Annotated in this window: 16 protein-coding genes; 15 read left to right on the top strand and 1 reads right to left on the bottom strand. The window is 52.5% G+C overall.

What is annotated here, in order from left to right:
- Positions 1–12: 12 nt before the first annotated feature.
- On the bottom strand, positions 13–606 hold the full coding sequence (locus WBJ47_RS09005) for a Maf family nucleotide pyrophosphatase (RefSeq protein WP_422245709.1): 594 nt from the start codon (positions 604–606) through the stop codon (positions 13–15).
- A gap of 168 nt (positions 607–774) precedes the next feature.
- Here WBJ47_RS09005 and WBJ47_RS09000 point away from each other — a divergent pair, with 168 nt between their 5' ends.
- The 15 genes from WBJ47_RS09000 to lepB all read left to right on the top strand — a co-directional run bounded on the left by WBJ47_RS09000 (position 775) and on the right by lepB (position 14,167).
- Positions 775–1,374 carry a YceD family protein gene (locus WBJ47_RS09000; RefSeq protein WP_422245708.1) on the top strand — a complete coding sequence of 200 codons (600 nt, stop codon included), beginning with the start codon at positions 775–777 and terminating at the stop codon, positions 1,372–1,374.
- 49 nt (positions 1,375–1,423) lie between these two features.
- Positions 1,424–1,606 (top strand): 50S ribosomal protein L32, encoded by a 183-nt coding sequence (rpmF, locus tag WBJ47_RS08995; RefSeq protein WP_028816958.1) that lies wholly within the window; start codon positions 1,424–1,426, stop codon positions 1,604–1,606.
- Positions 1,607–1,705: 99 nt separating this feature from the next.
- Entirely contained in the window at positions 1,706–2,746 is a 1,041-nt protein-coding gene (gene plsX, locus WBJ47_RS08990; RefSeq protein WP_422245719.1) for a phosphate acyltransferase PlsX, read from the top strand.
- Entirely contained in the window at positions 2,743–3,729 is a 987-nt protein-coding gene (locus WBJ47_RS08985) for a beta-ketoacyl-ACP synthase III (protein WP_422245706.1), read from the top strand. Before plsX ends, WBJ47_RS08985 begins: the two co-directional genes overlap by 4 nt.
- A 45-nt stretch (positions 3,730–3,774) precedes the next feature.
- Positions 3,775–4,710 carry an ACP S-malonyltransferase gene (gene fabD, locus WBJ47_RS08980; protein WP_422245704.1) on the top strand — a complete coding sequence of 312 codons (936 nt, stop codon included), beginning with the start codon at positions 3,775–3,777 and terminating at the stop codon, positions 4,708–4,710.
- A 22-nt stretch (positions 4,711–4,732) separates the two neighbouring features.
- Positions 4,733–5,467 (top strand): 3-oxoacyl-ACP reductase FabG, encoded by a 735-nt coding sequence (gene fabG / locus WBJ47_RS08975; protein ID WP_422245702.1) that lies wholly within the window; start codon positions 4,733–4,735, stop codon positions 5,465–5,467.
- Between the two features lie 59 nt (positions 5,468–5,526).
- Complete coding sequence (acpP, locus tag WBJ47_RS08970) at positions 5,527–5,763, top strand: acyl carrier protein (protein ID WP_259661820.1); 237 nt, start codon at positions 5,527–5,529, stop codon at positions 5,761–5,763.
- Between the two features lie 114 nt (positions 5,764–5,877).
- Positions 5,878–7,107: a beta-ketoacyl-ACP synthase II gene (fabF, locus tag WBJ47_RS08965; protein WP_422245700.1), complete on the top strand. Its 1,230-nt coding sequence runs from the start codon at positions 5,878–5,880 to the stop codon at positions 7,105–7,107.
- A 35-nt stretch (positions 7,108–7,142) separates the two neighbouring features.
- Positions 7,143–7,607, top strand: coding sequence for a hypothetical protein (locus tag WBJ47_RS08960; RefSeq protein ID WP_422245699.1), 465 nt, complete (start codon positions 7,143–7,145; stop codon positions 7,605–7,607).
- Positions 7,604–8,203, top strand: coding sequence for an RNA polymerase sigma factor RpoE (rpoE, locus tag WBJ47_RS08955; protein WP_422245697.1), 600 nt, complete (start codon positions 7,604–7,606; stop codon positions 8,201–8,203). The genes WBJ47_RS08960 and rpoE overlap by 4 nt, the downstream gene beginning before the upstream one ends.
- A 12-nt stretch (positions 8,204–8,215) precedes the next feature.
- Positions 8,216–8,788: an RseA family anti-sigma factor gene (locus WBJ47_RS08950; protein WP_422245695.1), complete on the top strand. Its 573-nt coding sequence runs from the start codon at positions 8,216–8,218 to the stop codon at positions 8,786–8,788.
- On the top strand, positions 8,788–9,831 hold the full coding sequence (locus WBJ47_RS08945; RefSeq protein ID WP_422245693.1) for a MucB/RseB C-terminal domain-containing protein: 1,044 nt from the start codon (positions 8,788–8,790) through the stop codon (positions 9,829–9,831). The genes WBJ47_RS08950 and WBJ47_RS08945 overlap by 1 nt, the downstream gene beginning before the upstream one ends.
- Positions 9,832–9,871: 40 nt before the next feature.
- A complete protein-coding gene (locus tag WBJ47_RS08940) occupies positions 9,872–11,377 on the top strand; it encodes a DegQ family serine endoprotease (RefSeq protein WP_422245691.1) in 1,506 nt (501 codons plus the stop codon).
- Between the two features lie 87 nt (positions 11,378–11,464).
- Positions 11,465–13,258 (top strand): translation elongation factor 4, encoded by a 1,794-nt coding sequence (gene lepA, locus WBJ47_RS08935; RefSeq protein WP_422245690.1) that lies wholly within the window; start codon positions 11,465–11,467, stop codon positions 13,256–13,258.
- Positions 13,259–13,279: 21 nt separating this feature from the next.
- Entirely contained in the window at positions 13,280–14,167 is an 888-nt protein-coding gene (gene lepB, locus WBJ47_RS08930) for a signal peptidase I (RefSeq protein ID WP_422245689.1), read from the top strand.
- Positions 14,168–14,202 lie beyond the last annotated feature (35 nt).

The raw sequence follows: 14,202 nt of genomic DNA, 5'->3' as shown, positions 1-14,202 counted from the left end.
TGGGGGTGCGGTCTAGTTCATTTCAGCATGATCAAGTGGATCGAGGCCGAAGTCTGTTAACAGACGGGTCAGGGCAATCAGAGGTAGACCAATAATAGAAGTCGGATCTGAACTTTCCATGCTTTGCATGAGCGCAATGCCTAATGATTCAGCTTTTGCACTTCCGGCAGTGTCAAAGGGGGTGTCAATGGCTAAGTATCGGTTAATTGCGGCGTCAGTCAGGGTGCGAAAGACGCAAATAGTCGGGACTTCGACTGTTTGGATGTGTTGATCCAGAGCAACGGACATTGCGCTATGAAACACGACTGTCTGGCCGGAAAGCGTTCGCAACTGGCGCTGGGCGCTTGCTTGATCGCCAGGTTTGCCGATCGGGGTGCCATGAAGCGAAGCTGCCTGATCGGCACCAATGACAATATGGCCGGGATATTTGGTGGCGACAATCTGAGCTTTAGCATGTGCGAGACGCAAGGCGAGCGATCTTGGATCCTCTCCATGCAAGGGTGTTTCATCCACGTCGGGAGATACCGTAAAAAAAGGAATTCTTAGTCTTAACAGAAGCTCTCGCCTGTAGGGTGAGCTTGAGGCCAGAATTAATGGGGTAGCCACTGTTGTTTTGGACGCGTTTGAAATTGACGATGCAGGTAAAAACACGCTATTATCTCTTGCTTTGCTGCACTTATGTTGCAGTTTTGTGTGGCAATGTCAGATGTGGTTTCTGCGTCGTATGATTGTCACAATGACCCAGTAACGAGCAATTTAGAAAGGCAAGCGATTTTGTCAGAAGATCTTAGCGCTGCATTTCGGTTCAGTGCACCTCCTATCGTGGATGCGTTTGATTTTGCGCGCCGCGGTCAGGTGTTAAAAGGCGCGTTCAGCGTGCATCGTCTAGACCGTTTGCTCGAAGGTTTGCCTGAGCAACCCGTTGCAGAGCTGACTGTCTTGGAGGGGCCTCCGGCCGTTCCTGGCATTGTTCGTTATGTCATCGAAGGTCGACGGACAAAAGATGATTTGTCTGAACTTGTTGTTGAGATACAGGCCAATTTAGTACTTGAGTGCCAAAGATGTTTAGGGGCACTCATCTTGCCAGTGAATCGGCAAACAGTTTTTCAGTTGGTGCGACGTGAGTCGGACCTCGACGACGAAGAGATCGAAGAGGACGATTTTGGTCAGCCCGAAAAGATAGTCGGTTCGCCCAAATTTAATTTGTGCGACCTAGTTGAAGATGAATTAATTTTAGATGTTCCCTATGTCCCGCGACACGATGTGTGTCCGGAAACAGTCGATTTGGATGCGCAAGCCGAAGAAGAAGCTGGTAGGGATGAGCCCCTTTCGCCATTCGCGGTGTTGAGTCAGCTCAAAACCAAGGGTCAGTAGTTGTTATCAAGACGGTTGGCGTACAATTCGCCGATCCACAGGAGTTGTCATGGCTGTTCAGCAAAACAAAAAATCCCCGTCCAAGCGCGGTATGCACCGCTCGCACGACTTTTTAGTGAATCCCCCAACGGCGATTGAGCCTAATACGGGCGAGCAACACCTGCGTCACCACATTAGCCCAACAGGCTTCTATCGTGGTCGCAAGGTCCTCAAGACTAAGACTGACGAATAATACGCAGCTGACGGGCTTGTCTCGTCCAAGCGTGCCTGTTTATTGCGCGCAGCGTTGCATCATCACGTGGCTTCCGACATTCGCATCGCGATAGATTGTATGGGTGGTGACGAGGGTATCCCCGTCACAGTCCCTGCAGCCTTCGATTTTGCACAGCGTTTTGATGATACATATCTGTTGTTAGTAGGCCTGCCCGAGGAAATCGAGCGGGCTGTTTCGGCTTGTGCAAAACGTTATCCAAGCGTCGGTCCTGACCGCTACACGATTCTTCCTGCCACAGAAGTTGTGACGATGGATGATCCTGTAGAGATTGCCTTGCGTCGCAAAAAAGACTCCTCCATGCGGGTGGCCGCGCAAGCGGTCAAGGATGGCCTGGCAGATGCGTGCATTTCAGCAGGTAACACGGGTGCCTGGATGGCAATTTCGCGCTACGTGCTTAAAACGCTCTTTGGTATTGATCGTCCTGCTATTGCCTCTGCCCTTCCTAATCAAAAGGGCGGCGCCACTACGATGCTGGATCTCGGTGCAAACGTTGATTGCACACCTGAACACCTTTTGCAGTTTGCGATCATGGGTACAGCGCTTGCGCAAGCCGGTGATCCGAGTCATGCCCCTTCTGTGGGCTTGCTCAATATTGGCGAAGAGGTCATTAAGGGCAACGATATCGTCAAGCAAGCCGGTGAGCTGCTCAGACAAAGCTCCCTTAATTTTTATGGCAATGTCGAAGGCAATGACATCTTTAAAGGCACCGTGGATGTGGTGGTGTGTGATGGCTTTGTCGGCAACGTGGCACTCAAGTCTGCTGAAGGCGTGGCGCGCATGATGTCGGTCATGGTGCGTGAAGAATTCGGACGTAATAGCCTGACCAAGTTATTAGGCTTGATTGCCTGGCCCGTACTGTCAAGATTTCGGCGTCGAGTGGATAACCGTCAATACAATGGTGCCGCGCTACTTGGTTTGCGCGGAGTTGTGATTAAAAGCCATGGCTCAGCAGATGCGTTCGCCTTTGGTTGCGCCTTAGAGCGCGCCCGCGAAGCGGTGAGCACTGGTTTGCTCAAGCGAACTGCAGAGGCGATTGCCCAGTTAACTCAATCACAAGTCGAAGCGGTGTCTTCGACTCAAGTTGGAGAACCCGAATGACCCAGGTTATGCCCTATGCGCGCATCGTTGGCTCAGGTGGTTTTTTGCCTCCTCGCGTGGTCAGTAATGACGAATTGGCCGCGGAGTTAGCGACCCGTCAAATTGACACGTCAGACCAATGGATTACTGAGCGAACCGGTATTCGTCAACGCCATCTGGCCGACAAGGGGATGACAACAAGTGCCTTAGCAACTGGCGCGGCGCGTCGGGCACTCGAAGATGCAGGTGTTGACGCCAGCGAAGTCGATCTGATTATTGTTGCAACCTCGACACCTGATTTTGTTTTTCCCAGTACCGCTTGCTTGGTGCAGGCAAATCTCGGTAACAAAGGTGCTGCCGCTTTTGATGTGCAGGCCGTTTGTAGTGGCTTTGTGTATGGACTGACGACTGCAGACAGTTTTATTCGCGCGGGTCGTGCACGTTGCGCACTCGTGATTGGTGCGGAAGTGTTTTCCAGTATTCTCGATTGGAGCGATCGGTCGACCTGCGTTTTGTTTGGTGATGGCGCAGGCGCGGTCGTCCTTAAAGCAAGCGACACGCCCGGCATCATGGGTGCTGAACTGCATGCAGATGGTAGCCAGATGAATATTTTGTGTGCCGCAGGCAACGTTGCCTTTGGACAAGTGACGGGTGATCCATTTTTGCGCATGGATGGACAGGCTGTTTTTAAACAGGCTGTGACCGTCTTGGATCGTTCTGCACGTGCAGTGACTCAGCAGTCGGGTGTTCAATTGTCAGAGATCGATTGGTTGATTCCTCACCAAGCGAATCTTCGTATTTTGACCTTCCTCGCTAAAAAGCTTGATATCCCCGTCGAAAAAGTAGTGATCACCGTTGATCAGCACGCAAATACCTCGGCTGCGAGCATACCCTTGGCGTTTGATGTCGCGCGTCGCGATGGTCGTATCCAGCCTGGTCAGCTCGTGTTGATGCAGGGTGTCGGGGGCGGGTTCACCTGGGGTTCGGTACTTGTTCGTATGTAGTATTGTTCAGCACTTAATGTTTCTCTCATTTTTTACAGCGACATCATGAAATTTGCATTTGTTTTTCCTGGTCAGGGTTCACAGTCGGTCGGCATGATGGATGTCTGGTCGGGGCATCCTGCTGCCATGCAAGTGATTGCCGAGGCATCCGCCGCATTAGGTGAGGATCTCGGTGCACTGATGGCGCAAGGGCCAGCCGAACAGTTGAGTTTGACGACCAATACACAGCCAGCCATGTTGACCGCAGGCGTCGCGATGTTCCAAGCTTGGCGTGCGGCTGGTGGTCCGACGGCGGCATTGATGGCTGGACATAGCCTCGGCGAGTACGCCGCCTTGACTGCTGCAGGTTCACTATCGCTCGCCGATGCAGTGAGGTTGGTGCGTGTGCGTGCGGATGCGATGCAAGCTGCGGTACCTGTAGGATCGGGTGCCATGGCGGCTGTGCTGGGACTCGAGGACGATGCAGTGATTGCTGCTTGTGCCGAGGCTGCGCAGGGTCAAGTGGTGGAGGCGGTTAACTTCAACGCGCCTTCGCAGGTCGTCATTGCAGGCCACGCCGAAGCGGTTCAGCGCGCGATTGTGACCGCTAAGGCAGCAGGCGCAAAACGTGCCATGCTGCTGCCAGTCTCTGCCCCTTTTCATTCAAGTTTGCTCAAGCCTGCAGCAGACGTATTGCAGGGGGCACTTGCTGCCATCTCTGTCCATTCACCTGTTGTCCCTGTGATTAACAACGTTGACGTTGCGATTGAGCAAGAACCTGCGGCGATCCGCGATGCGTTGGTGCGTCAGGCTTGGCATGCGGTCCGTTGGGTTGAGATTGTGCAGGCGATGCGAGGTCTGGGTATTACCCATGTGGTGGAGTGTGGACCTGGCAAAGTATTGACGGGTATGGTTAAACGTATTGACCCAGAACTCGTGGCGCTTTCCGTCACGGATCCAGAGTCTATGCAAGCCGCGCTAGATGCGCTGGCCGCCGCTTAACGATCAGATCAAGGAAATCGTCATGGATCTCAAAGATAAAATTGCTCTTGTGACTGGTGCCTCACGCGGGATTGGTCGTGCCATCGCGCTCGAACTGGCTGCACGCGGCGCAATCGTCATTGGTACGGCGACTACCGAAGCAGGTGCGGCAGGCGTGACCGAAGCCTTGGCTGCTCAGGGCGGTCGAGGCGTTGTGCTCAATGTCACCGATGTAGCGGGCTGCGAAGCTTTGCTGGATGCCTTGGCCAAAGAGTCGGGCGGTCCCCACATTTTGGTTAACAACGCTGGCATTACGCGCGACAATCTGTCCATGCGCATGAAAGACGAAGACTGGGATGCTGTGTTGCAAACCAACCTGAGTGCTGTTTTTCGGTTGTCGCGTGGCGTCATGCGCAGCATGATGAAGGCTCGCTGGGGTCGCATTATCAATATCACGTCTGTCGTAGGTTCAAGCGGCAATCCTGGTCAGGCTAATTACGCAGCAGCCAAAGCTGGCGTTGCCGGCATGAGCCGTGCGTTGGCACGCGAGCTGGGTAGCAGGGGCGTCACAGTCAATTGCGTGGCACCCGGTTTTATTGAGACAGATATGACAAGTTCACTCGATGAGGGCCAAACGACGGCGCTCTTGGGACAAATTCCGCTTGGCCGACTGGGTTCGGCCAGCGATATCGCGCACGCGGTGGCGTTTTTAGCGTCACCTCAAGCAGGCTACATCACAGGCACGACATTGCACGTCAATGGCGGCATGTACATGTAATAGGTTTTTTTTTCCCGGTTGGCTATAATTCGCCGGACTTTTCCCCTTTGGAGATCTGCATGGAAAGCATCGAACAGCGCGTCAAAAAGATCGTCGCTGAACAACTTGGCGTTAACGAAGCCGAGATCAAGAACGCATCTTCCTTTCTTGACGACCTCGGTGCCGATTCGCTCGACATGGTTGAGCTGGTAATGGCACTCGAAGACGAGTTCGAAACCGAAATTCCCGATGAAGAAGCAGAAAAAATCACAACGGTCCAACAGGCCGTGGATTACATCACTTCGAATTCCAAGTAATTTTTGTTTGCAGTCAGGCGGTTAGGATAATCTGTCAGCTTGGATGGGGCCATTGGCTCCTGTCTAGTGACGTCAGATTTCTTGGCCGCCATTATCATATTTAAGGAGTGCTCCGTGAAGCGACGTGTCGTGATTACAGGTCTTGGCATTGTGAGCCCGGTGGGCAACGACATTGCAACGGCCTGGGACAATATCGTTAGCGGTCGGTCCGGTATTGGACGGATTACACGCTTTGATCCCAGTGCGTTCAATGCTCATATCGCGGGTGAAGTCAAAGGTTTTGACATCACCCAAATCATCCCCGCCAAAGAGGCGCGGACGATGGACACTTTTATCCATTACGGCATTGCAGCCGGTGTTCAGGCCTGGAAGGATTCTGGTCTCGAAATCACCGAAGCCAATGCTGAGCGTGTGGGTGTCATTGTAGGATCGGGTATTGGCGGTCTGCAACGTATCGAAGAGACTCAGACAGAATATCTCGAACGCGGTCCGCGCAGGATTTCCCCATTTTTTGTTCCTGCTTCATTGATCAATCTGATCTCGGGTCAGCTCTCGATTATGCTGGGCTTTAAAGGTCCCTCATACGCTGTCGTGTCAGCGTGTACGACAGGTCTGCACTCCATCGGTGATGCGGCACGCATGATCGAATATGGGGATGCTGATGTGATGATGGCAGGCGGCGCCGAGTCGACGGTATCACCACTTGGTATTGGCGGTTTTGCCGCGATGCGTGCTTTATCGCAGCGCAACGATGATCCAACGACTGCGTCGCGTCCATGGGATCGTGATCGTGACGGTTTTGTCTTGGGTGAGGGGGCTGGGGTTTTGATCCTCGAAGAGTACGAGCATGCTAAAAAACGTGGTGCTCGTATTTACGGTGAGTTCGCGGGCTTTGGTATGAGCTCAGACGCGCATCACATCACAGCACCTGACCGCGACGGTCCTCGTCGGGGTATCGCCAATGCCTTGCGCAACGGTGGCATCAACGCCGATCAAGTGCAGTATGTCAATGCGCACGGGACGTCAACGCCTCTCGGTGACAAAAACGAAACGGAGGCACTGAAACTGGCTTTTGGTGATCACGCTAAAAAACTGGTGATCAACTCCACAAAGTCGATGACAGGTCACTTGTTGGGTGCTGCGGGTGGTATCGAAGCTGTTTTTGCCACGCTAGCCGTTCATCATCAAGTTTCACCGCCAACGATTAACATTTTTAATCAAGATCCAGAGTGTGATCTTGATTATTGTGCAAATACAGCACGTGATCTCAAGATTGATGTCGCTCTTTCCAACTCGTTTGGTTTTGGTGGTACGAACGGCTCGATGGCCGTCCGCCGTATTTGACGTCTAAGCACCCCTTGCCTGGGCTGCTTGTTCCCATGACCCCGCCTCGCTGGGTCATGGGTCTGATTTTTGTGCTGTTGTCATTGGGTGCGTGTGCTCTAGTGATCTCAGGCCTGTGGGCTGGGTGGAACACATGGATCGTCGTGATTTTGGCTACTATCCCATTTTTGGTGCATTTTTTAGGGCGTTGGCGCAACCAACCGAGCCTTAAGGGCAGAGTGTTGGTCATTTTTCCAGACAAGCCTTGGCAACTGGCTTTTTTTTCAGAAGTCGCTGGTTTGACTGATAGCATAGAGGTTATTGTCAGCCAGCGTTGGCATCATCTTTTTGGAATCAGTCTGGGTTTGAAATTGCAAAATTGTCCCCATAACAACTCAAAGACCTTCATGATGGTGGTCTGGAGGCAGTGCGTGAGCACATCGGTCTTTCATGAGGTTGCGCTTCAGTCTGCGCGCCAGATTGACGGTGCCGCGCGTCAAACTAAAGGGGATGCAGCTTGAGTGAACGCGACGTAGACGCCGAGCTGGTGGCGCGCGTACAACGCGGGGACAAACAGGCGTTTGACCTGTTGGTGCTGAAATATCAGAGAAAAATCATGCGCTTACTGTCACGCATGATTCGCGATCCCGGTGAAATCGAGGATGTTGCTCAGGAAGCCTTTATAAAGGCGTATCGGGCTTTGCCTCAATTTCGAGGCGAGAGTGCTTTTTATACGTGGTTGTATCGCATCGCGATCAACACCGCCCGTAACTGGTTAGCCCAAAATAATCGACGTCCCAGCACACCATCTGCACAAGAAAACGAAGATGGTGAAACTTTTGACGCAACTGACAACCTAACAGACAGTAGCAACCCAGAATCTGAGATGGCGAGCCGGCAAATAGCCGACACCGTCAACAAAGCGATTAATGATTTGCCCGAAGATTTGCGTAATGCAATTGTGATGCGTGAAATCGACGGAATGAGTTACGAAGATATTGCAGAAAGTATGAGTTGTCCGATCGGTACAGTTCGTTCCCGTATTTTTCGGGCGCGCGAAGCGATCGCAACACGTCTGCGTCCCTTGCTGGGTGATACCGGCGACCGACGTTGGTGAGGAGTTCAAACGATGAAACAGTCTAACGAGATGTCGAACATGAATCAGTCTACCCAACAACACAATAGTGCGATTTCAGCGTGGATGGATGGTGACCAAGAGACTGACATGCCTGAGCACTTGGTCTCGGACCAAGGGCGTGCTACCTGGGAGTTGTATCACTTGATTGGTGACGCGTTGCGCACCCCAGAGCTCGCAATGCCTGCCACGCATTCGTTGCAACAGAGAATCTCCATCGCACTTCAGGAAGAGCCTGCAATCGTTGCCACCGCCAAACCAGCTGTCGCTCCCAATACGCCAACAGGTATGACCGCCCAAAAGAGCGCAAGATTTTGGGGGAAGTCAATCTGGCCTGGTGTGGCGATGGCCGCCGCAGTGGCTTCTGTCATCTGGGTCGCCAAGCCCTTTTTATTACCTGAGTTTTCCTCACCTGCAGAGCAAGTCGCCGAAGTCATCGCCCCCCAGCCGATCCGCGCGACAGAGGTGGCCTTTAATGCGCCCGTGGTGCGCGACTATGTCAGCACGCACCGCGAGATGTCTGGTCCAGCGAATGTGCGTCAGGTGTCGTTCGGAGCTATGCGGTAATGTTGCGCACAGTCAGCTATGCCTTGACGCTGATGCTGGCGAATGCAAGCGCATTCAGTCAGACGTCGCCATCGCAAGAAGCCTCGCCTGTTGCGCCACAGGCAGCACAGTCCGCCATCTCCCCTTTGTCCGAGCACTCTGATGTCGGACAGATCGTTCGCCAGATTCAACAGGCCGCACGAACACTAAACTATGTGGGGGTGTTCGCTTTTCAGCAGGGTGAGCGGTTTGAGTCGTCGAGGATTACGCATTTTTTTGATGGAAAAAATGAGAAAGAGCGGATTGAGGTACTAGACGGTTTACCGCGTGAGTATTTACGCTTCAATGATGAAGTGCAAGGTCTCATGCCGGATCGCAAACTGGTCTTGCTTGAGCGACAGAGAGGGGACCGTTTTCCAGGTTTGTTGCTCAATCAAGCGCAAACCTTAGAAAAAAATTACAGCTTGCGTCTCGCGCCTGATCTCCTGCGTATCGCGGGTCGTCCTTGTCGCGGCATTGAGATTACGCCACGTGACACGCATCGCTATGGATATCGCCTCTGTGCAGATCTTGAAACAAATTTGTTACTCAAGGCTCAGATGGTAGGACCTGAGGGTGTCGTGATTGAGCAGGTGGCGTTTACACAGGTTGCGATTGGTGCAGACATCACTGAGGCCATGCTGACGCCCACATGGGTCACGACAGACTGGCGAACTGTGCGCGCGCAACATTCAAAAGTAGATTTGTTTGCGCAGGGGTGGCGTATTTCGGCGCCTGAAGGCTATGTCGCGACCTCGCAACAGGAAAGAATTTTTTCCAATGATAAGCGCGTCAATCAACTTGTTTTATCCGATGGCCTCGCAACTATTTCAATTTTTATTGAACCTTATCAGCCAGAACGGTCTGAGTATGAACCCCAAGGCGCTGCGCGAAGTGGCTCAGTGAATATCTTCGGGATCAAGGTAGCAAACTTTTGGTTAACTGTTCTGGGTGAAGTGCCGGCCGCAACCCTTGAGCAGTTGGCTCAGTCAATTCAATACCTCCCGTCAACGTCCGCACGTTAAAACTGTGCGAGCAGAGAGTGGGAAGTTTAAATCGGAGTTCATGATGCAAGATCAGTCACAATTACATCTGTATCAGTCTGTGAGTCGTATGCGTCGCATGGCCACCACGTTGATGGTCGCGATGGCGTTAGTTTTGGGTAGTGTGCAGATGATGCCTGCACAAGCCCGCAATGCCGGACTGCCGGATTTTACGGCGATTGTTGAAAAGTCAGAGCCTGCAGTTGTGAACATTCGCACGACCGCAAAGGTTCCTGCGCGTGCAGGTTCGGGTGGTGCACCCGGACAAGATCCATACGAATTATTCCGCCATTTTTTTGGTCCTGATTTTGTGCCACCTGGTGGACGTCAAGGACCTCAGCCCGCGCCTCGTGGTCGCCGCGCCGAGCCTGAAGAACGTTCTGTGCCACGCGGTGTGGGTTCAGGCTTCTTCATCTCAGAAGACGGGCACTTGCTGACCAATCACCATGTAGTGGCAGACGCAACAGATATTTTTGTCACACTGACGGATGGGCGCGAGTTCAAGGCCACTGTCGTGGGTAGCGATCAGCGCACTGATGTGGCCTTGCTTAAGATTGATGCTAAGGGCATGGCGACTTTGCCGATTGGCGATGCAAAGACACTGAAGAAAGGTCAATGGGTGATGGCGATTGGTTCACCTTTCGGTCTTGAGTCAACCGTGACCTCAGGCATCATCAGCGCGTTAGGTCGCGAAACAGGCGATTACTTGCCTTTCATTCAGACGGATGTTGCAGTCAATCCAGGTAACTCTGGTGGTCCTTTGCTGAACCTAGAGGGTGAGGTGGTTGGGATCAATGCTCAGATCGTCTCGCGCAGTGGTGGCTTCATGGGGATTTCTTTGGCAATCCCAATTAATGAGGCCATGCAAGTTGTCGATCAGCTTAAAGCCTCAGGTCGTGTGACCCGTGGTCGCATCGGTGTCCAGATCAGCGAAGTCAGCAAAGAAGTTGCCCAAGCGATTGGATTACCCAAGGCTGAGGGTGCGCTTGTGAGTGCAGTCGAGCCTGATGGCCCGGCAGAAAAGGGCGGAATTTTGCCAGGTGACGTTATTTTGAAGTTTGATGGCAAAACGATTGCTCGCATGTCTGATTTGCCCCGCCTAGTGGGTCAAACCAAGCCAGGTGTGGTTTCGCCTGTTGAGGTCTGGCGCAAAGGCAAGTCGGTGAAGCTCAAAGTGACTGTCATCGAACTCAAGGCAGAACAAACCGCTGCTGCTGCACCCGAGCCAAAAGCCAAGCCTGCTGAGTCGCAGACCGTTGTGCTGGGGATGACCGTCGTTCCGGTCGCCGCCGATGCTCAGAAAAAGTTGCGCATTAAAGGTGGTGTGCAGGTCACAACGGTTGGTGCGCCCGCATCTACTGCTGGTATCGCCGAAGGAGACATCATTTTGGCCGCAAATGACAGTGATATCACGAGTCCTGAGCAATTTGCCAAGATGATTTCAGGTCTGGACAAGTCTCGGTCTGTGGCTTTGATGGTCCGAACAGGTGATCAAACCCGTTGGGTCGCTGTCACCCCCGCCAAATAAGGTCAAGAACGGCTAGAATAGGTGTTTGCCGCAAAAGGGGCGCAGAGCGCCCCTTTTGCTTGCTAGCTCGCTTACTTTTCAGGTGTTATGCAGCATATTCGCAATTTTTCCATCATTGCCCACATCGACCATGGCAAGTCCACCTTGGCGGATCGACTGATCCAGCGCTGCGGTGGCTTAGCCGATCGTGAAATGTCCGCCCAAGTCCTTGACTCCATGGATATCGAGCGTGAGCGTGGCATCACCATCAAAGCCCAGACTGCAGCGCTGCACTACAAGGCAAAAGATGGCAAGGTCTACAACCTCAATTTGATCGATACTCCCGGGCACGTCGACTTTTCCTATGAGGTGAGTCGTTCCTTGTCTGCGTGCGAGGGGGCTCTGCTTGTGGTGGATGCCTCGCAAGGTGTCGAGGCGCAGACAGTTGCAAACTGTTACACAGCGATTGAGCTGGGCGTTGAGGTCGTGCCGATTCTCAATAAAATGGATTTGCCTCAAGCCGATCCAGAAAGTGCGCGTGCTGAAGTCGAAGAGGTCATCGGCATTGACGCGACGGACGCGATTTTGGCGAGCGCTAAAACGGGCATGGGGATTGACGATATCCTTGAAGCTGTCGTGGCGCGTATTCCTGCACCCAAGGGTGATCCTGAGGCACCTCTTCAGGCTCTAATCATTGACTCTTGGTTTGACAACTACGTTGGCGTGGTCATGCTGATTCGCGTGATCAATGGCGTACTCAAACCAAAAGATAAAATCTCTTTCATGGCGACGGGTGCTGTGCACTTGTGCGAGCAGGTTGGTGTGTTTACCCCCAAATCTGAACCCCGCAAGTTTTTGTCAGCAGGTGAGGTGGGTTTTGTGATCGCGGGTATCAAAGAACTCGCGGATGCTAAGGTCGGTGACACGATTACCTTGTTGGCTAAGCCAGCCGCTGAAGCTTTGCCAGGCTTTAAAGAAGTGAAGCCTCAGGTGTTCGCAGGCCTCTATCCCGTCGAAAGCAGCGAATACGACCAGTTGCGTGACTCGCTTGAAAAGCTCAAGCTCAATGACTCTGCACTGATGTATGAGCCCGAGGTATCACAGGCGCTTGGTTTTGGTTTTCGCTGCGGCTTTCTCGGATTGCTCCACATGGAGATTGTCCAAGAGCGTCTTGAGCGTGAGTTCGACATGGATATCATTACGACCGCACCCTCCGTGGTGTACGAAGTCGTGATGCGTGATAACTCTGTCATCCAGATTGAAAGCCCCTCTCGCATGCCCGAGGTGGGCAAGTTTATTGAGGTGCGTGAGCCTATCGTCAATGTGACGCTCTTTATGCCACAAGAGTACGTCGGGACGGTCATGACGCTTTGTAATAACAAGCGTGGAGTTCAGCTCGATATGACCTATCACGGTCGTCAGGTGCACTTGCACTATGAGATCCCGCTTGCTGAGATCGTCCTTGATTTCTTTGACAAGCTGAAATCGGTTTCCCGTGGCTATGCCTCGATGGACTACGAGTTTAAAGAGTATCGCGCAGCGGATGTGGTCAAGGTTGATCTGTTGATCAATACTGATAAGGTTGACGCCTTGTCGAACATTTGTCACCGTTCGAACGCACGTTATCGCGCCCGCGAAGTCGTGTCACGCATGCGAGAGCTGATTCCGCGCCAAATGTACGATGTGGCGATTCAGGCAGCGATTGGTGCTGAAATCATCGCGCGTGAAAACGTCAAAGCCTTACGCAAAAACGTGCTGGCGAAATGTTATGGCGGTGACATCAGCCGCAAGAAAAAACTGCTTGAAAAGCAGAAGGCTGGCAAAAAGCGCATGAAACAAGTGGGTAGTGTTGAAATTCCTCAGGAAGCCTTCTTGGCGATCCTGCAAGTTGATGACAAATAATGCGGAAGCAAGGTTGAACTGATGAGCTGGAACTTTGCACTGATTTTGTTTATTGCGCTTGTGATCACGGGTGTGATCTGGACGATCGATAAATTTGCCCTGAGACAAAAGCGTCACGCTCGCATGATGCAGGCGATCGCACTTGCTCGTCCCAGTTGGGCGGCGCTCCCTGACGAAGAAAAACGTAGTCGCGAAGAACAGATGCGTGCGGAGCTGAGCAAGCAGCCTTGGTGGGTGGAATATGGCGCAAGCTTTTTTCCCGTCATTTTGTTTGTGTTTGTGTTGCGCTCCTTTATTGTTGAGCCGTTTCGCATTCCTTCGGGCTCCATGCTGCCGACCTTGCAATCTGGCGACCTGATTTTGGTCAACAAGTTTTCGTATGGTTTGCGCCTACCTGTTCTGAATGAAAAAGTGATTCCTTTAGGTGAGCCTGCCCGCGGTGACGTGATGGTGTTTCGTTACCCTGTTGATCCTTCTGTGGATTACATCAAGCGTGTGGTCGGTTTGCCAGGAGACGAAGTGGCCTACCTTGATAAACGCCTCTACATCAACGGCAAAGAGGTGCCGCGTAAGCGTGATGGTGAATACTTTGAACCGGACCGTGTGGCGTATACGGCACAATTTACTGAGTACCTTGGTGAGAAGCCTCATCAAATATTGCTAGATGAGCGGAGATGGCAGGATTTAGGACCAACTTCAAGCTTCCCACATCGTGAAAAGTGTGAATATCTTCGAAATGGTATGCGTTGCACCGTACCAGCGGGCGTTTACTTTATGATGGGTGACAATCGCGATAACAGCCTGGACAGTCGATTTTGGGGATTTGTCCCCGAGGCGAATATCGTGGGTAAAGCTTTCTTTATCTGGATGAACTTTGGAAACCTCGGCCGTATCGGGCCGTTCCATTAAATTGTCCAGATCCTTGTCACTCGTTTTATGTCACC

The organism is Zwartia sp. (assembly GCF_049655405.1).
Lineage (GTDB): Bacteria > Pseudomonadota > Gammaproteobacteria > Burkholderiales > Burkholderiaceae_B > Zwartia.
Note: the sequence above shows the minus strand (reverse complement) of the source record. Positions and strands in the feature narration are given on the sequence as shown.

Coding starts and splice junctions, on each gene's coding strand:
- WBJ47_RS08940 (WP_422245691.1), top strand. CDS start 9,872: ATGATGCAAGATCAGTCACAATTACATCTGTATCAGTCTGTGAGTCGT.
- lepA (WP_422245690.1), top strand. CDS start 11,465: ATGCAGCATATTCGCAATTTTTCCATCATTGCCCACATCGACCATGGC.
- WBJ47_RS08950 (WP_422245695.1), top strand. CDS start 8,216: ATGAAACAGTCTAACGAGATGTCGAACATGAATCAGTCTACCCAACAA.
- WBJ47_RS08945 (WP_422245693.1), top strand. CDS start 8,788: ATGTTGCGCACAGTCAGCTATGCCTTGACGCTGATGCTGGCGAATGCA.
- plsX (WP_422245719.1), top strand. CDS start 1,706: ATGGGTGGTGACGAGGGTATCCCCGTCACAGTCCCTGCAGCCTTCGAT.
- WBJ47_RS08985 (WP_422245706.1), top strand. CDS start 2,743: ATGACCCAGGTTATGCCCTATGCGCGCATCGTTGGCTCAGGTGGTTTT.
- fabD (WP_422245704.1), top strand. CDS start 3,775: ATGAAATTTGCATTTGTTTTTCCTGGTCAGGGTTCACAGTCGGTCGGC.
- WBJ47_RS08960 (WP_422245699.1), top strand. CDS start 7,143: ATGACCCCGCCTCGCTGGGTCATGGGTCTGATTTTTGTGCTGTTGTCA.
- rpmF (WP_028816958.1), top strand. CDS start 1,424: ATGGCTGTTCAGCAAAACAAAAAATCCCCGTCCAAGCGCGGTATGCAC.
- lepB (WP_422245689.1), top strand. CDS start 13,280: ATGAGCTGGAACTTTGCACTGATTTTGTTTATTGCGCTTGTGATCACG.
- acpP (WP_259661820.1), top strand. CDS start 5,527: ATGGAAAGCATCGAACAGCGCGTCAAAAAGATCGTCGCTGAACAACTT.
- fabG (WP_422245702.1), top strand. CDS start 4,733: ATGGATCTCAAAGATAAAATTGCTCTTGTGACTGGTGCCTCACGCGGG.